This is a genomic window from Wolbachia endosymbiont (group B) of Parapoynx stratiotata (assembly GCF_947250635.1).
Classification (GTDB): Bacteria; Pseudomonadota; Alphaproteobacteria; order Rickettsiales; family Anaplasmataceae; genus Wolbachia.
Window position 1 is genome coordinate 153,403 of the sequence record NZ_OX366335.1, and the last position, 16,420, is coordinate 169,822.

At 33.9% G+C, this 16,420-nt stretch carries 18 protein-coding genes, 1 tRNA gene and 1 other RNA gene; 13 read left to right on the forward strand and 7 right to left on the reverse strand.

The annotated features are described in order from the left end of the window. The first annotated feature begins 128 nt into the window (after positions 1-128). The 7 genes from ffs (at position 129) to dnaN (ending at position 6,110) form a co-directional block, all read left to right on the forward strand. Positions 129-227, forward strand: an RNA gene (gene ffs / locus OOT12_RS00765) — signal recognition particle sRNA small type. A 16-nt stretch (positions 228-243) separates the two neighbouring features. Continuing rightward, entirely contained in the window at positions 244-1,827 is a 1,584-nt protein-coding gene (dnaX, locus tag OOT12_RS00770) for a DNA polymerase III subunit gamma/tau (RefSeq protein WP_264375069.1), read from the forward strand. Positions 1,828-1,848: 21 nt separating this feature from the next. Beyond that, the gene (locus OOT12_RS00775; protein WP_006013488.1) at positions 1,849-2,163 is read left to right on the forward strand and encodes a YbaB/EbfC family nucleoid-associated protein; all 315 of its coding nucleotides are present in this window, start codon (positions 1,849-1,851) and stop codon (positions 2,161-2,163) included. A gap of 336 nt (positions 2,164-2,499) precedes the next feature. Beyond that, positions 2,500-3,183 carry a P44/Msp2 family outer membrane protein gene (locus OOT12_RS00780; protein WP_264375068.1) on the forward strand — a complete coding sequence of 228 codons (684 nt, stop codon included), beginning with the start codon at positions 2,500-2,502 and terminating at the stop codon, positions 3,181-3,183. 291 nt (positions 3,184-3,474) lie between these two features. Then, positions 3,475-4,368, forward strand: coding sequence for an RNA polymerase factor sigma-32 (locus OOT12_RS00785; RefSeq protein WP_012481951.1), 894 nt, complete (start codon positions 3,475-3,477; stop codon positions 4,366-4,368). Continuing rightward, positions 4,361-4,858, forward strand: a complete 498-nt coding sequence (locus OOT12_RS00790; RefSeq protein ID WP_019078627.1) for an invasion associated locus B family protein — start codon at positions 4,361-4,363, stop codon at positions 4,856-4,858. Before OOT12_RS00785 ends, OOT12_RS00790 begins: the two co-directional genes overlap by 8 nt. Before the next feature lie 112 nt (positions 4,859-4,970). Then, positions 4,971-6,110 (forward strand): DNA polymerase III subunit beta, encoded by a 1,140-nt coding sequence (dnaN, locus tag OOT12_RS00795; RefSeq protein ID WP_264375067.1) that lies wholly within the window; start codon positions 4,971-4,973, stop codon positions 6,108-6,110. A 1-nt stretch (position 6,111) separates the two neighbouring features. Here dnaN and truA read toward each other — a convergent pair whose 3' ends face one another. Further along, a complete protein-coding gene (gene truA, locus OOT12_RS00800; protein WP_264375066.1) occupies positions 6,112-6,849 on the reverse strand; it encodes a tRNA pseudouridine(38-40) synthase TruA in 738 nt (245 codons plus the stop codon). 114 nt (positions 6,850-6,963) lie between these two features. Here truA and recA point away from each other — a divergent pair, with 114 nt between their 5' ends. Then, positions 6,964-8,031, forward strand: a complete 1,068-nt coding sequence (recA, locus tag OOT12_RS00805) for a recombinase RecA (protein WP_226079388.1) — start codon at positions 6,964-6,966, stop codon at positions 8,029-8,031. 32 nt (positions 8,032-8,063) lie between these two features. Here recA and pth read toward each other — a convergent pair whose 3' ends face one another. Then, a complete protein-coding gene (pth, locus tag OOT12_RS00810; protein WP_264375065.1) occupies positions 8,064-8,627 on the reverse strand; it encodes an aminoacyl-tRNA hydrolase in 564 nt (187 codons plus the stop codon). After that, positions 8,627-9,238 (reverse strand): 50S ribosomal protein L25/general stress protein Ctc, encoded by a 612-nt coding sequence (locus OOT12_RS00815; RefSeq protein ID WP_264375064.1) that lies wholly within the window; start codon positions 9,236-9,238, stop codon positions 8,627-8,629. The genes pth and OOT12_RS00815 overlap by 1 nt, the downstream gene beginning before the upstream one ends. A 142-nt stretch (positions 9,239-9,380) precedes the next feature. Between OOT12_RS00815 and OOT12_RS00820 the strand changes: the two genes are divergently transcribed. Then, the gene (locus OOT12_RS00820; protein WP_264375063.1) at positions 9,381-9,680 is read left to right on the forward strand and encodes an ETC complex I subunit; all 300 of its coding nucleotides are present in this window, start codon (positions 9,381-9,383) and stop codon (positions 9,678-9,680) included. A gap of 319 nt (positions 9,681-9,999) precedes the next feature. Here the strand turns inward: OOT12_RS00820 and rsmH are convergent, their stop codons facing one another. Continuing rightward, positions 10,000-10,884 (reverse strand): 16S rRNA (cytosine(1402)-N(4))-methyltransferase RsmH, encoded by an 885-nt coding sequence (gene rsmH / locus OOT12_RS00825; protein ID WP_264375062.1) that lies wholly within the window; start codon positions 10,882-10,884, stop codon positions 10,000-10,002. A gap of 205 nt (positions 10,885-11,089) precedes the next feature. On the opposite strand from rsmH, the gene OOT12_RS00830 reads away from it, so the two are divergent. Beyond that, positions 11,090-12,301 (forward strand): MFS transporter, encoded by a 1,212-nt coding sequence (locus tag OOT12_RS00830; RefSeq protein WP_264375061.1) that lies wholly within the window; start codon positions 11,090-11,092, stop codon positions 12,299-12,301. A 30-nt stretch (positions 12,302-12,331) separates the two neighbouring features. Here the strand turns inward: OOT12_RS00830 and map are convergent, their stop codons facing one another. Continuing rightward, the gene (map, locus tag OOT12_RS00835) at positions 12,332-13,114 is read right to left on the reverse strand and encodes a type I methionyl aminopeptidase (protein ID WP_264375060.1); all 783 of its coding nucleotides are present in this window, start codon (positions 13,112-13,114) and stop codon (positions 12,332-12,334) included. Between the two features lie 307 nt (positions 13,115-13,421). Here map and cutA point away from each other — a divergent pair, with 307 nt between their 5' ends. The 3 genes from cutA to OOT12_RS00850 all read left to right on the forward strand — a co-directional run bounded on the left by cutA (position 13,422) and on the right by OOT12_RS00850 (position 14,386). Continuing rightward, positions 13,422-13,757 carry a divalent-cation tolerance protein CutA gene (gene cutA / locus OOT12_RS00840; RefSeq protein ID WP_063630722.1) on the forward strand — a complete coding sequence of 112 codons (336 nt, stop codon included), beginning with the start codon at positions 13,422-13,424 and terminating at the stop codon, positions 13,755-13,757. Continuing rightward, a tRNA-Gln gene (locus OOT12_RS00845) sits at positions 13,748-13,819 on the forward strand. The genes cutA and OOT12_RS00845 overlap by 10 nt, the downstream gene beginning before the upstream one ends. Positions 13,820-14,065: 246 nt before the next feature. Next, positions 14,066-14,386 (forward strand): hypothetical protein, encoded by a 321-nt coding sequence (locus OOT12_RS00850; protein WP_264685297.1) that lies wholly within the window; start codon positions 14,066-14,068, stop codon positions 14,384-14,386. On the opposite strand, the gene OOT12_RS00855 is transcribed toward OOT12_RS00850, so the two are convergent. Then, the gene (locus OOT12_RS00855) at positions 14,383-14,673 is read right to left on the reverse strand and encodes a hypothetical protein (protein ID WP_264375058.1); all 291 of its coding nucleotides are present in this window, start codon (positions 14,671-14,673) and stop codon (positions 14,383-14,385) included. The two genes, OOT12_RS00850 and OOT12_RS00855, sit on opposite strands and share 4 nt — an antisense overlap. A gap of 514 nt (positions 14,674-15,187) precedes the next feature. Beyond that, the gene (dapE, locus tag OOT12_RS00860) at positions 15,188-16,384 is read right to left on the reverse strand and encodes a succinyl-diaminopimelate desuccinylase (protein ID WP_264375057.1); all 1,197 of its coding nucleotides are present in this window, start codon (positions 16,382-16,384) and stop codon (positions 15,188-15,190) included. Positions 16,385-16,420: the final 36 nt, after the last annotated feature.

A 16,420-nucleotide genomic window follows, 5' to 3' on the forward strand; every position in this document is an offset into this window, starting at 1 on the left:
GGATGACAGAAGAAGAGTATTTTAGGTGACAGCTGTTTACTCCAAAGTAATGTTGCAAAAGGTCTAACATATAAATTATAAGACTAATATAGAATATACCTTGCTAAAAAAAAAAAAAAGTATAACCTTTTATAAGGTATGCAGGCAAAAATTCTGTAACTTGGTCAGGTCAGAAATGAAGCAACCATATCAGAATCTTTTTGGGTTGCATACCTATTTGTACTATTTGTTTTATTCTAGGCTATGAACATAGCATTAAAATATCGTCCTAGTAGCTTTAAAGATTTAGTAGGTCAAGATATATTGGTGCGTATACTAGAAAATGCTTTTACTCTCAACAAAATTCCACAATCTATACTGCTTTCTGGTAGCAGTGGAATTGGTAAAACCACCACTGCAAGAATAATAGCTTTATGTTTGAACTGCTCATTGGGGCCAACTTTTGAACCTTGTGGATCATGTACAAGTTGTCTGGCAATAAAAAATTCAAGCCATCCAGATGTAGTTGAAATCGATGCGGCAAGTCACACTAGTGTTGAGGATGTTAGAGCGATCTTGGGAGATATTTGCTATTTACCAATAAGTTCTAAATTTAAAGTTTACATTATAGATGAAGTACACATGTTATCCAGTAATGCATTTAATGCATTACTTAAAACTCTAGAAGAACCACCATCTAGCGTAAAGTTTATTCTAGCAACTACAGAAATAAAAAAGATACCAATAACTGTTATTGCACGTTGTCAAAGGTTTGACTTACATAACATTCCTTCAGCTAAGATAATGGAGCGTTTAAATGATATTGCACAAAAAGAAAATTATTTTATTGAAAAAGAAGCATCGGAATTAATTGCTCACCACTGTAGCAATTCAATGCGTAACGCTTTATTTTTGATGAATCAAGCAGTGCTATATAGCAAAGATGGTACAATATCCACTCAAAGTGTTACAGACATACTTGGTCTAGTAGATAGAAACGTTATATTTGATCTACTGGAAGCAGTATTAGATAGTGATTTACAGAAGGCTTTGTTAGTATTCGACAATGTGGTAAAAACAGCAAATCCGCTCAATATTTTTGAAGATCTGCTGCAAACAATCCAGTTAATATGCCGTTTTTTAATTACAAAAGAGATTGATACAGAATATGAGAAGAGCAGAGTAAAAGATTTGAGTGCAAAAAAGTCTTTAATATTTTTTTCGAGATTGTGGAAGGTGCTGCTTAAGGGTATTCAAGATATAAAAATTTCAACATGCAATGAGGTTGCTGCTGAAATGATGTTAATTAGCCTTTGTTATCTTTCTGATTTGCCTTCTCCGGAACAGGTGATCAAAAAAATTCTTTCACAGAATGTAGAGCAAGGAAATAGACAGGGCAGACCTGTTGCACCTTCCCCCTCTGTCATCCAAGTAACTGACTACTCGGATCCAAAAAAATATGTGGAAAAACCCCACTCTGTCATCCCAGTGCGTGACACTGGGATCCATGTGAAAAATAAACAACAAAATTACGATTTTGATAAGATTTTGCAACTATTAAGGCGGAGTAACCAAATTTATCTTTACAAACAACTGTGTAGTAATCTAAAATTAATAGATTGTAAATTTGGGTATTTAAAATTAAAAGCTGTATCTAACTTGAACAGTAATTTTTGTAATGACTTGAAAAGTTACTTAAATCAAGCTACTAATCAGGAGTGGGTTATTATAGTTGATACGAGTTATATGAATAGGGAAGTGAGTAATTTAAATTATGCACCTGTAGTTAAGGATATATTAAATACGTTTAAAGGTGCAAAGGTAGTTAATATAGAAAATAAGGAGTAGGTTGTGGATTTCAGTCAAATAATGAAGCAAGCGCAAGAAATGCAAAAAAAGCTTGCGGAAGCCCAAGAAAAATATATTGGAAAAGAGTTTCAAGGTATTTCTGGTGGTGGCAAAGTTTCTGTATTAGTGGAAGTTATAAAAATAGGTGGCTATAAAGCTAAAAAGGTAAACATAGACTTAGAGCTTATGAGAAATGAAGAAAAAGACATAGTAGAAGATTTAGTGACAGCAGCGTTTAATGATGCCATTAAAAAAGCAGAAGAAGATATGGCAAATGCAACCTCTGATCTTGCAGGTATGATGGGGTTACCACCTGGATTTAAACTTCCTTTTTAAATTTACTACTGAAGTTTGACTTAATGCAGTAACTAAGTGTTTTCCTTTTATACTAGTACTTCCATGAAGTACATTCATATTACTGCATGAATATGCAGCAATTCACAATGATGAATGCAGATCAGAAGATAAAAAGACATTAGTGAAATAGGTGTCAGAAGATCAAGAGTAAAAAAAGTAGAGTAACTCTATTTATTAATTAATAAAATCTTTGTATTTTCCTAAAAGTTAGTTAAGATACAGAAGGTTTTGTGTTATTAAGTTAGCACTTGACTTAACTTTAGTGATTATTTAGACTGCTAAAGTGGAATTTTAATTTTTTTAACGAGGGCAATTATGCATTATAAAAAGTTTTTTTCGGCAGCTGCTTTAGTGACGTTGCTAAGCCTATCAAACTCTGCTTTTTCATCAGACCCTATTGGTCCAATAAGTGATGAAGAAACTAGCTACTACGTTCGTTTGCAATACAACGGTGAAATTTTACCTTTTTATACAAAAGTTGATGGTATTAAAAATGCAGCAGGTAAAGAAAAGGATAGTCCCTTAACAAGATCTTTTATAGCTGGTGGTGGTGCATTTGGTTATAAAATGGATGACATTAGAGTTGATGTTGAAGGGCTTTACTCACAATTGGCTAAAGATACAGCTGTAGTAAATGCTTCTGAAACAAATGTTGCAGACAGTTTAACAGCATTTTCAGGATTGGTTAACGTTTATTACGATATAGCGATTGAAGATATGCCTATCACTCCATACGTTGGTGTTGGTGTTGGTGCAGCATATATCAGCAATCCTTCAAAAGCTGATACAGTTAAAGATCAAAAAGGATTTGGTTTTGCTTATCAAGCAAAAGCTGGTGTTAGTTATGATGTAACCCCAGAAATCAAGCTTTATGCTGGAGCTCGTTATTTTGGTTCTTATGGTGCTAGTTTTAATAAAGAAACAGTATCAGCTACTAAAGAGATCAACGTCCTTTACAGCGCTGTTGGTGCAGAAGCTGGAGTAGCGTTTAATTTCTAGTCTATCTTTGTCTTATTATCCCAGTGGGTTTTTCTTGTCATTCAAGTAGCATGACACTGGGATCTAGAAAAAAGAAATGTGAATTCCAGTGTTTGAGCACTGGAATAACACATTATTTATTTAATGTAGTTTTTATCGTTACACGCTAGCAATGTTAATCAGGTAGCTGATACTGAAGTGTATTGCTACTAAGATCTCAATTAGATGTAAAATTGTGCTTTTTTAATTAAAGCTTGAATTTTTCACTGAAAATCAATATATTATATGTATAGAGTTTTAATTTAAGTTATTATGTTGACCCCAGTAGCAAATTTATGTGTTAATAGTAGCACTAATCTCATGCAATATATTGCTGAAGTGCGAAAATTTCCTATGCTTTCCCAAGAAGAGGAAGTGCGATTAGCAAAAAATTGGCAAGAATACCAGGATATTTCTTCTGCTCACAGGTTGATTACTAGCCATTTGAATTTGGTAGTAAAAATTGCAATGAAATTTAAGAATTACGGTCTATTGTTGATGGACCTGGTCATGGAAGGAAATATGGGTTTAATGCATGCAGTGAAAAAGTTCAATCCTGACTTGGGATTTCGTTTTTCAACTTATGCAGTATGGTGGATTGAAGCTTCAATGAAAGACTTTATATTAAAATCTTGGTCACTTGTAAAGATAGGTACAACGCAAGCACAAAGGAGATTGTTTTTTAGTTTACGTAAAATAAAAAAAAGAATTTTACAATACACAAACAGAGAAACTTTGAGTAAAGAAGAAATAAAAGCAATATCAAATGAGCTTTCTGTATCTGAAGAAGATGTTGTACAGATGAGCTATCGTCTGGCTTGTAAGGATCAGTCGTTAAATAATTGTATAAAAATAGGTGATGACTCTAAAAAGGAGTTACAAGATATGATTCCGTGTAATTTAGTTAGTCAAGAAGTAGCTTACCAGAATCATGAAGAAAAGGCATTAAAAGAAACAATCTTAAGCAATGCATTAGCAAGTCTTAATGAAAGATCAAGAGACATTTTCATTAGCAGATACTTGTCTGAGAATACTCAGACTTTGGATGAGCTTAGCAAAAAATATTGTGTTTCAAGAGAAAGAATAAGACAGCTGGCTGAGCAAGCGATGAGTAAGGTAAAACAACATATAAAATCAGAGAGTTTGAAATTCGGTTTACATGCGTAGTCTTTTCGTATTTCTAATATTTCTTTCAATAGACACTCTTGCATCGGTTAGTAATGTACAACTGAGCGAAAAATATAAAGACTGGTTTGTTTATACTGCATTGGAAGATGGTGAAAAAGTGTGTTATATTGTATCTCATCCTAAGAAAAAAAGTGAACATTATACAGCCGATCGCAAGCCGTATGTAATGGTCAGTTACGTTGATAAAAAAGCAGATGAGGTGAGCGTCACTTCTGGCTTTCAGTATAATAATGAGCCTGTAGTTCTCAATATCGATAAAAAAATTAAATATCAATTGCCAATAATACAGGGAAGTCTTGCGTGGACAGATGATACAAAAATGGACCAAGATTTGATTCTAAAAATGAAGCAGGGATTATCAATGGTAGTTAATGGAAAAGTAAAAACAGCAAATGTTGATGATACTTATTCCTTGCTTGGGTTTCAAAAAGCTTACCAAAAAATGCACGACTTATGCCATACAAAGTAAATTATTGATTACTAAAGTATAAGATAGGCTGTTTTTATCTCTCAGATAAAAAGATAAATAGCACTTTACATAGAATGTGGATATCATTTAAAATATACTTTTGAGAATTAGTATGTTAGAGGTTGCAGGTAAAGAGCAAGTTGTATGTGAGCAAATGCGTTTTAGCGTTGGCCGAGCAAGTCTTTTAAATACGCTATCCAGAGTGAGCGGGGTGGTTGAAAGGCGCAACGCGATAGACGTTTTAGCGTGTATAAATATCAAAGCACAACATGGCAGCATAAAACTAAAGGCTACCGATCTTGACATTTCAATATTTGCCTCACTTACTGCAAATGTATCAGCAGAAGGAGAAGTGAAAATCTCAGCACATACTTTACATGACATAGTGAAGAAATTGCCAACTAATTTGGATGTCTATTTCGAAATGAATAATCAAGGAAAATTATTGATATCCTGTGGAAATGCAAATTTTTCTTTACCGAACGTAGTTTCAAATAACTTCCCTGTTCTGGAAGAAGGTGATCATCAATACGATTTCACTCTACTAAGTGCAGATTTGGTAGACTTATTGACTAAAACGAAGTTTGCTGTGTCGCTGGATGATACAAGGTATAATTTAAACGGGATATATCTGCATACAGATGAGCAATTTCTGTACTGCGTTGCAACTGATGGCCACCGTTTATCATGTATAAAAAGGCCTAAACCTGAAGATATCAACGGCGAATTTGGGGTGATCATTCCACGTAAAACTATCATGGAATTATTGAAAGTATTGTGTGATTGTAATGAGATTAATATAAAACTTTCAGATAGAAAAATCAAATTTACATGTGGTGAGTATATTCTAATATCAAAATTGATAGATGGGACTTTTCCAGATTACAAAGCTGTCATTCCAACGTCTCAAGATAAACAAATGATTGTTGAGAGTAGTAAGCTTGCTAGCGTTATAGATCGGGTTTCTGTTGTTGTGTCCGATAAAATAAAATCCATTAAATTTTCATTGCAAAAGAATTTATTAACTCTGCATTCAAACTCTCAAGAGTGTAGTGATGCAACTGAGTCTATAGAAGTGGATTACGATGGAGCTCTTATGGAAGTAGGATTTAATTCTCGTTATTTGCTTGATGCTTTATCTTGTATAAAAAACAAATGTAAGGTCAGCCTATCAGATGGTAATAGCGCTACAATTATCACTGATGAAGATGATCCAAGTGCACTATATATAGTAATGCCAATGAGGACTTAAGCTAGTAATCTATCTTTACTAAGTATAAGCCGTGAGGCGGCGCAGTGACCCCAGCGGCGTTTCTTTTGCATTGACTTAATATATTTAACATTTCTTGTGGATTAGTTCTATTTTTTCCAAATTCAACTAAAGTGCCAACAATAATCCTCACTTGGTTATGCAAAAAGGAAATCGCAGATATTTTGATGTATATGTGACTTCCATTTTGTACTATATCAATATCATCGATTGTTCTGACCGGATTTGTAGCTTGACAATCTTTTGAGCGGAAGCTTGAAAGATTATGTTTTCCAAGCAGGTGTCTAGCAGCTTCACGCATGATGTTTACGTCAAGTGGGTTAAATACTTGCCACACATAACCGATTTCTAGAGCTGCAGGAGCGTAGCGATTAATTATTCTATATTCATAATATCTTTTTTTTGCTGAAAATCGCGCATGAAATGCATCATCTACGGCTTCTGCACTAAGCACAACTATAGGAATCGCTTTTAAGTGATAGTTTATTCCATTTCTTATTCTGTAAAGCTCAAATTGCCTTTCCATATTGAAATGAGCAACTTGCCCTAAAGCATGAACCCCTTTGTCAGTTCTGCCACCACAATGCAAAGAGACTCTCTCGCCACTGAAATTAAATATAGCGTTTTCTATGGTTTCCTGAATTGAGTTAGCAGAGTGTTGTTGCTTTTGCCAGCCAGAGAAACCACTACCATTGTATTCTATCGTTATTTTGTATCGCACTACAAAGTCTATCTATCTAATTTTAGGTAACTAACGTTCTTCGTTATTAAAAAACCCTTGGCAGATTGGTTGCGTTCAATTACCATGGAGACTATACAAGTTAATAAATGATCCATGGCACATAATCCAGAAGAAAGAAATAATGATAAGCAAAAAGCACTAGATAATGCAATAAGTCAAATTGAAAAAGCATTCGGTAAAGGTGCAATAATGAAGCTAAAGCAAAACCCTATAGAAAAAATAGACACGATATCTACAGGGTCGATTGCACTTGATTCAGCTCTGGGTGTTGGGGGATTGCCAAAAGGACGTATAATTGAGATATTTGGCCCTGAGAGTTCTGGTAAAACTACCCTTGCTTTGCATGTAATTGCTGAAGCACAGAAAAAAGGAGGTTTATGTGCATTTATCGATGCGGAACACGCACTGGATGTTATATATGCTCGTAAACTTGGAGTGAAAACTGATGATTTGGTAATTTCACAACCAGACACTGGAGAGCAGGCGTTGCATATTGTTGAGTATTTAGTGTGTTCTAGTGCAGTTGATGTAATAGTTATTGATTCTGTTGCAGCACTAACTCCAAGAGCTGAAATTGAAGGAGATATGGGCGACCAGCACATGGGACTACAAGCAAGGCTTCTAAGCCATGGACTCAGGAAACTAACTTCTGTAGTTTCAAAAGCAAACTGTATATTGATATTTATCAACCAAATTCGTATGAAAATAGGAGTAGTATATGGAAATCCTGAAACTACCACTGGTGGAAATGCGTTAAAATTCTATACTTCTATAAGACTTGATATAAGAAAAGTTGGTGCGATAAAGGATAAAGAGAATATTACGGGTAATGAAACGAGAGTTAAAGTTGTAAAAAATAAAGTTGCTCCTCCATTTAGAGAGGCAAAATTTGATATAATGTATAATGAAGGCATATCAAAACTTGGGGAAATAATAGATATAGGAGCAAAACTTGGTGTCCTTGAAAAGGCAGGCGCTTATTATTCATATAACAATACGCGTCTTGGGCAAGGAAGAGAAAATGTAAAAAGCTACCTCAAGGCGAATAAAGAAATTGCAAATGAAATAGAAACAAAAATCAGAGATTTATTTAAAAATCACGATAACTCTATTGCAATAGAAGAGGAGCGTGAACAACTTCTAGAAGAATCAGTATTCTAATCTAGATGCTTGTATTGGGCAGTATTCAATTGCTACACTAAAGTTTCACTCTCAACCGAGTTGATGAAAGCTGCGTTATCTCCTTGCAGCATTAGGTGTATATTCTTTGCTATTTTTTCCACTAAGAGGATAGCGTTATCAAAATTTTCAAATTTTGATAATACATAATCTGCTAAGCTTTTCCGATTTTCAGGCCTACCTACTCCAAATCTCAAACGCCAATAATCGTTACCAATAAAGCTATCTATAGACTTAAGTCCATTGTGTCCAGCAGAACTACCACCTTTTTTTACTTTTATTCTTCCAAATTTCAAGTCAGCATCATCATGTATGACAACAATATTGTCTAGCGATAATTTGTAAAAATTTTTTATTTTTGCAACAGGAATACCTGAATTATTCATAAATGAAGAAGGCTTTATTAGCATAACTTTATTATTGTTAATTATGCCAGAGGTTATCAAGTAATCGGCTTTCTTAGAAAATGACTGAAAATTCCAATATTTGTAGATTGCGTCAATAACGATAAAACCAATATTATGATGAGTTAACTCATATTGACTACCAGGATTACCAAGCCCAGCTATTAAATGCACTACTCCTCTGTTTTTGTTTGAGTCTCTTCAACATCACTATCGGCAGCAGAGATTGTTACAATGGTGAAATTTTCTTCCTCATGAGCTACAAATTTAACACCTTCTGGCAATTTTACATCATTGATATGTATAGACTGACCAATCATTTTGCCAGACAAATCAATTTCTATGACTTGAGGTATTTTCTCAGGAGAGCATTTGACAGTAATAGAACGACACAGAACATTAAGCACTCCACCTAATTTGATTCCTGGTGATTTACTTTCATTGATGAATGATAAAGGTATATCTATTTTAATTTCACTACCTTTATCAACAAACTGAAAATCAACATGTTGCACAGTATCCTTTACTACATGCCATTGAATATCACGAACAAGAGCATATTCTTTTTTCCCCGAAATATCTAGTTCTATTAAATGTGCAGAAAGAGCACCTGATTTATATTGTTTAGTAAATTCCTTTGCAGACAATGTCAAATTTACGTTATCATGCCCTTTACCATATATAACTGCAGGTATACTTCCCTTCTCCCTCAGAGCCTGAATCGCTTTCTTTTTTTTTACATCACGTAACTCTGCATTAATTGTTACCATTTCTTGCTGTGCCATCGATTACTCCTATTCAGCTAATCCTTTTTATATAATTTAATAATATAACATAAAAATATTTATTTCAAACTTCATTCTTTCACACTAATTCTTTGTGGAAAAATTTATTTAGATATATACTTAAGATTACGTAGTAAGAGCTATGGGTATTAACGATCAAGTAGTTTTTAAGATTTATAAGCCAACAAAAACTGCAACACAATCTGGCTTAGGTAATACAAAATTCTGGTACCTAAAAATTGAGCCTTGTTCTTACTATATTGAACCTTTGATGGGTTGGGTTGGCTCAAAAGATCCCCAAAAACAGATTGTATTAAAGTTTGATTCTCTTGAAAAAGCAATATCTTACGCAAAGAAACACAACACAAAGTACACAATTGAAATGCCAAAAGATGTTAAAAGACTGCCAAAATCTTATGCAAATAATTTCGTATCAAAGTAAGTTTTATCGTAGTGTGTTTATCTAAAAACCTAAACCTAATCGTTACTATGATTTTGCTAACACACTAAGGTCATTTAGATAGTCGAACCTGGCTAGCTAGTATCAAAGAGTTATTTTTTAGGTATTTCTCCGTAAGACTGCAAGTTTTTTTGGATTACTCAAATAACTTCATTCTGCTTGAAGAACTTTTATGTTGCTTTGCACTAAATTAATTTCACGTTTTATTTGTGTTAGCTATTTATTTAGTGAGTGGACATGTAATTTTACCTTAAATAACCCTATAATAAAAACATAGTTATTGAGATAATACAGAAGGTTCTCATGACAACCTCTGTATAGCTCTTAATTTTGCTGAACGCGCACGCGGATTTGCATTTATTTCTTCCGCACTTGCTTTAATCACTTTTTTGTTTAAAAGGGAGAATGTCTTGGTAGGTCCTGGTTCACACAAATCTTTAAAAAGGGTTTTAACTATACGATCTTCTAGAGAATGAAAGGTAACTACAATTAATTTGCCGTTTTCACTTAAAATCTCAGATGCAGCTTTAATACCCTTTTCAAGCTCTCCTAGCTCATCATTTACCCATATTCTGATTGCCTGAAATGTTCTAGTTGCAGGGTCAATCTTGCTTTTTCCACGAAACACTACAGAACGTACAATATCCGCAAGTTCAAATGTAGTTTTGATAATTTTCTTCTTCCGCGCATTTACTATCGCTCTTGCGATTTTACGAGAATGACGCTCACCCCCATAATTATATATAGTGTTCGCAATCTCTTCTTCACGTAAAGCGTTAACAAACGTCGAAGCATTCATATGAGAATAGTTATCCATGCTCATGTTAAGTGGGCCATCACGTAGAAATGAGAATCCTCTATCTCCATTATCAAGCTGCATAGATGAAACTCCAACGTCGAAAACTATTCCATTGATACCTTTAATATTATTACTATCTAATAAATTTTTAATATTACTAAATTTCTCAATAAATAGATTTATTCTATCAGGGTATTTAACGTTCAGATCATCATAAAATTTGGTAACTGTTTCATCCCTATCAATTGCATACACTTTGCAATCAGCGGATTCCAATATTGCTTTGCTATATCCTCCAGCTCCAAACGTGGCATCCACATATATACCACCACTGTGTGGTGACAATTGCAGTAGCATCTCTTTTAACAAAACTGGAATATGTGTCATATCAAGAGACTTTGTGCACTTAAATTAAAATAACTTTCTCGCCAAAAAATATATGGAAATATATAGGTATAGTATAAGAATATTTAAATATAATCAACGATATAAAAATTTAATAAGATAATATTATTAATATAACATTTACATAATTCACGTTTGAAAAAGTAAGTAATATTACTATAATATCAAACAAATTACGGAAGATTTCGTGCAACAAATAACAAAAGTAATACTATCAAGTTTAATTTGTAACACTTTGTTGTGGTATGATCACATGCTTTTCAGCCATCTAATAAGCATAATCGGAGATGTGTTTTTTCCATCAGACGACAAATTAGTCAGCATACTTAAAGCTTTTGGAGTGTTTGCAGTGGGTTTCTTAATAAGACCAATTGGTGCTGCTATATTTGGCCACATTGGAGATAAATATGGAAGAAGGATTGCTCTATTTCTCTCTATCATATTGATGACTCTATCAACCGTACTTATTGCATTTGTTCCAGGGTATCAGAACATTGGGGTACTCGCATCAGTACTGGTGGTATGTTTAAGATTATTGCAGGGTATATCTCTTGGAGGAGAGGCAGGAAATGCCCCATTTTTAATAGAGCATGCTCCTAAAAATAAAAGAGGATTCTTTGGCAGTATTGAAGTATTGAGCGCAATTCTTGGCTCAATATTAAGTCTTATAGTGGTGCTTATATGCAAAAAAGTATCCGATTTTGAATCTTGGGGATGGAGATTGCCTTTTATTTTCAGTTTTGTAATAGGATTAATCAGTATATATATGAGATATATACTCGATGAAAGCCCAGAATATAAAAAGCAGGAAAAGCCACATGAATTACCGTTAAAAGAACTGTTAAATGGCTATAAAAAACCTTTTCTAATATCAATTGGAGTTGACATAGTTGAGAATGCATCTCTTTACATATATTTAGTGTTTTTTAATCTACTTGCATCAACAATAAACACTCACTTTAATCACGCAGTAGAAATATTGAATCAGGTTGCACTTGGAGGATTGACTATACTATTTGCAATACTGTCTGATAAGATAGGAAGAGAGAAAGTCATGAAATTTGCATTTGTGACTTTTATAGTAGTAAGTTATCCAGTTTTTTCAATGATACTAAGTGGTAATAATTTGCTCACCATAATGGCGCACGTTCTTTTTATAATCCCAATAGCTGCTTCTCTTGGTCCTGTTAGCGCGTTTATGTGCGAATTATTCCCAATAAAGGTACGATACAGTGGATTTGGTTTATCAAGAAATATAGCTTCGGGATTTTTTGGTGGTCTTGCACCATTTATATGCACAACTATTATCAAAGTTACAGGACAAGGAACTTTAGCAAGTTTTTACATGATTTTCTGTGCACTAATTGGGTTAGTTGCTATATCACAAGTTAAGAGTTAGATTTTTTCAAAAACCAAGTGTTTAAAAAATCTAATCGTAAGGTGGAAAATGCCAATTTTTAGGTGATAGTGTAAATATTTCAACTCCATCTTTTGTGACTCCAAGCGTATGCTCAAACTGTGCGGAAAGTGAAAGATCACGTGTTGTCACTGTCCAGCCATCTAGCTTGCTGAGAAGAGTTTCATGTTTTCCAGCATTGATCATTGGTTCTACCGTAAAAAACATGCCTTCTTTTAAGATAAGATCCTCACCTTCATCATAAAAATGTACAACATTTGGTGGAGCATGAAAAACCTTTCCTATGCCATGTCCACAATAATTGCGTACGATAGAATATCCAAAATCTTCAATATATTTTTCTATAGCAAATCCTATTTCATTTAACTTATTGCCGGGCTTAACTTGTTTTATCGCTTCCATTAGCGCATTGTAGGCAGCATTACACAAACGCTTTGCTTTTATTGAGGGTTTACCAGTCCAAAACATGCGACTTGTATCACCATACCAGCCATTTAAAATCACTGTAACGTCAATATTTAAAATATCTCCATCTTTAAGAGGTTTATCATCAGGAATACCATGACATACAACAGCATTTTTCGAAGTACAAATTGATTTCGGATATCCCTTATAATTCAGTGGTGCTGGAATTGCACCTGCATTGATTATAAAATCATGACATAGATCATTTAATTCATTAGTTGTTACGCCTACTTTGACGTATGGTGCAATGAAGTCAAGGGTTTCAGCTGCAAGCCTGCCAGTTTTACGCATAAAGTCAAAGTCTTCTTGTGAATGTATAGTTATGTTCATATTTTCCATTTCTTATTATAATTCACATCTTGCATAGTAGATAATGTCATTCCACTGCTTGACACATAATTGTACGAATATTGAATGCAAAAGTACAAAAAATAGTGTCATCAGAATGCCTTTTTTTCCTGTCATCCCAGTGTCACGCACTGGGATGACAAGAGGAGAACTACTGGGATGACAAGGGGAGAGCTACTAAATGACATCTTCAATTTCTGTGTGTCAAGCACTGAAGAGGTCTCTCCTATTTTCTCTTGATGAATAAATCTAAGTAGAGTATAGTAAAAATGCATTTATGTAGCGATTAATGAGCAACTTAGTTTTAGTCTATATAACTTTTTCAAACCTGAAAGAGGCTAAGACTATTTCTGAAGAATTGTTAAACGAGAAGTTAATTGTATGTGTAAATATATTTCCCGAAGTAAATTCTCTGTATTTATGGGAAGGTAAAATTAATAGTAATTGTGAAATAGTGGCAATTATGAAGAGCAGGAATGATCAGACTGATAAGATTGTAGAAAAAATCGAGGCAATGCATTCTTATGATCAACCAGCCGTTGTGATAATACCCATAGGAAAAGCGAATAAATCTTTTACTAATTGGGTTAATAATGTTATTGATATAAACAATATTGGGGTGTAGCCAAGTGGTAAGGCAGCGGTTTTTGATACCGCCACGCGAAGGTTCGAATCCTTCCACCCCAGCTTTATTGAAGTGTGCGTGAAATGATATCACTTTTTTATAAATTAAGGTTATTTAATTACATACTGGGCAGTTTGAAAGATATAGTTGTCAAGCTATTTCTTTTCACTCTGTATCTTTATACATCGAGCATTATGCTCATGTTTCTCACCAATGGCTTTTGGTATACTGTAGAGTTTAGCTCTTTCAAAAATGCATTTTACCATTTGTATCAATATTTAAAATGGTATTATGAAAATAGAGATGATTTGGGTTATGGAGTTTCTATTAGAATATTAGTAGCGTTTCTTACTCCGCATTTTCTCTACAAATTATTTTCTGGCACAGGCTGGAAGTCTTTTTTCAAGGAGAAGATAGTTCAGATACTCAGCACAAGAAGAAAAATGAGTAATAAACCAAATGGCAGTAGTTATGGTTATAGTAATAAGAACAGTTACGGTAACAATAATCTTCAAGAGGCAGAACGGAAAGTGAATATGATAAAGCAGCTATTAATCCAAGATATAGATGAAGCTATAGAAAAAAGATTAAATGATATTTTTCTTGGTGAGAGGGGTAAACCTCATTAAAAGGGCTTTATCTTTTTTAGAATTGGCTGTATTTTATTTTTTATGTATAACGGATCATAGTCAGCCAGTATACATGTTTCAACAAAATCTTGACTGAAGTCTGATAGCCAGGAAATTGCTTTACGTTTCTCTATCAAGCTTTCTGTTTTTTTACAGTTACTTGCTGCATCAATCATTGCCTGTGATATCACTGATTGCCACAGTATGCAGTACCTTTGTATATCATCTAAAGTGCTATTTGCTTCGTGATGGTAAAAAAATTCTTTGAAATTGAAGTTATTTGACATTATGTACCTCTTTAAGTTGAAAATTAGAATTTGAAGTAGTGCGAAAGTTGTCTTGCTGAAGCGAGTAGCCTTTATGACAGTCAGACCGGGTTTTGTATGAGCTATAAATGTTTAAGAAATTCTCTAGAAGCATCTGGATCGGTAGAGCCGGGTAGCAAAATAAGGTAGACGAGAAAAGACAACTATAGAAAAAAATGATCAATGCGCAACACTGGAAAATTGATTACAAATAAGACAACATTTTCGATCAAAAACCAGTGTCTGAGCACTGGCATTATAAAGAAACCTATGTCAGCTACTTGCATGACACCGATTTCTCTCTTATACTTTTTTTGTCTATCTTATTTTATCACTCTGCTGAACAGATAATTCTCGCTAATAAGCTTTTTACTGAGTTTTTGTTATTGAGCTTGCACAGATCAAAGACAAGTTTTGAGTCAAAAATACCCTTAATATTATAATAAGGGGCTGGTAAAATGTGTCTAGTAAGTTTTCTTCTCTATGCAACTGCACCTCAAGCTAATAATGGACCATCAGGCGTATTACCAATTACATTGATCTGGTTTAATATTTTATTAGTGGGGTAAAAATAATTTTTTATAAACTCCTTATATATAGCTGTTAATTTATGTATATCGTCTATTGATACGCATTCATTTACCTGATGTGCGGTTTTGTTGATCATACCAAATTCAATTACTGGACAAATATCCTTAATAAACGCAGCATCAGATGTGCCACCATTTGTACTCAGCACAGCATCAATGCCGGTCATTTTATTTATCGCATCAAGCATAATATCAGTATTTCTATCAGGAGTAGAGAGAAAAACGTTTCTGCTGCTTTGCATAGAAAGTTTATAATCGTTAGTTACACTAGAGCATATTTCATCAATCAGCTTATATAAGCCGTCAAGCGTCTGTATGTTGTTATATCGAATATTGAAACCTGCTGCTATTGAGCTAGGTATTAGATTATTAGTATTATTTCCAACGTCGATAGTAGTAATTTCGCAATGTGAAGGCTGAAAATATTTGTTACCACTATCAAAAGTAGTATCTTTTATCTTACTTAATACCGATATCATTTTATATATTGGATTATCTGCTAGATCTGGGTAGGCAACGTGCCCTTGTTTACCATGGCAAATCAATTTAAATGTTGCAGAACCTCTTCTACCTATTTTTACTGTATCACCTAATTTCTCACTACTAGTTGGTTCGCCAACTACACAAAAATCTATCTTTTTTTGCTTACTTTTCATCCATTCCAAAACTTCCTTTGTTCCATGTTCTTCCGCGCTTTCTTCAGCACTGGTAATCAATGCACTGATTGAACCACTGAATCGAAACTTACCTGCAACTGAATCTACCATAGCAGCAATAAATGCGGCTATTCCACTTTTCATATCAGCTGCTCCTCTTCCATATAGCATTCCATCTCTAATTTCTGGCTTAAATGGATCAGATATCCAATCTTTTAACTCACCTGGTGGTACAACATCAACATGTCCAGCAAAACACAAGTTTGGTACTCCATTTATATATTTCGCATAAAGATTTTTAACTTTATCACCAAACTCTAAAATCTCACATTCAAAACCACTTTTCTTGAGAATGGCTGCTATATGCTCTATTGCCCCATCGTCTTTTGGTGTTATACTTTTAAAAGAAATTAATTTCTTAGTTAGTTCTACAGGGTCAATCTTCATATCAATCTTGAAATACTAACATTACCGTATTGTAAA

What these genes read in the sequence shown, in the direction of transcription:
- dnaX (WP_264375069.1), top strand. Translation starts at nt 244, where the DNA reads ATGAACATAGCATTAAAATATCGTCCTAGTAGCTTTAAAGATTTAGTA.
- OOT12_RS00775 (WP_006013488.1), top strand. Translation starts at nt 1,849, where the DNA reads ATGAAGCAAGCGCAAGAAATGCAAAAAAAGCTTGCGGAAGCCCAAGAA.
- OOT12_RS00780 (WP_264375068.1), top strand. Translation starts at nt 2,500, where the DNA reads ATGCATTATAAAAAGTTTTTTTCGGCAGCTGCTTTAGTGACGTTGCTA.
- OOT12_RS00785 (WP_012481951.1), top strand. Translation starts at nt 3,475, where the DNA reads ATGTTGACCCCAGTAGCAAATTTATGTGTTAATAGTAGCACTAATCTC.
- OOT12_RS00790 (WP_019078627.1), top strand. Translation starts at nt 4,361, where the DNA reads ATGCGTAGTCTTTTCGTATTTCTAATATTTCTTTCAATAGACACTCTT.
- dnaN (WP_264375067.1), top strand. Translation starts at nt 4,971, where the DNA reads ATGTTAGAGGTTGCAGGTAAAGAGCAAGTTGTATGTGAGCAAATGCGT.
- recA (WP_226079388.1), top strand. Translation starts at nt 6,964, where the DNA reads ATGGCACATAATCCAGAAGAAAGAAATAATGATAAGCAAAAAGCACTA.
- OOT12_RS00815 (WP_264375064.1), bottom strand. Translation starts at nt 9,238, where the DNA reads ATGGCACAGCAAGAAATGGTAACAATTAATGCAGAGTTACGTGATGTA.
- OOT12_RS00820 (WP_264375063.1), top strand. Translation starts at nt 9,381, where the DNA reads ATGGGTATTAACGATCAAGTAGTTTTTAAGATTTATAAGCCAACAAAA.
- rsmH (WP_264375062.1), bottom strand. Translation starts at nt 10,884, where the DNA reads ATGACACATATTCCAGTTTTGTTAAAAGAGATGCTACTGCAATTGTCA.
- map (WP_264375060.1), bottom strand. Translation starts at nt 13,114, where the DNA reads ATGAACATAACTATACATTCACAAGAAGACTTTGACTTTATGCGTAAA.
- cutA (WP_063630722.1), top strand. Translation starts at nt 13,422, where the DNA reads ATGAGCAACTTAGTTTTAGTCTATATAACTTTTTCAAACCTGAAAGAG.
- OOT12_RS00855 (WP_264375058.1), bottom strand. Translation starts at nt 14,673, where the DNA reads ATGTCAAATAACTTCAATTTCAAAGAATTTTTTTACCATCACGAAGCA.
- dapE (WP_264375057.1), bottom strand. Translation starts at nt 16,384, where the DNA reads ATGAAGATTGACCCTGTAGAACTAACTAAGAAATTAATTTCTTTTAAA.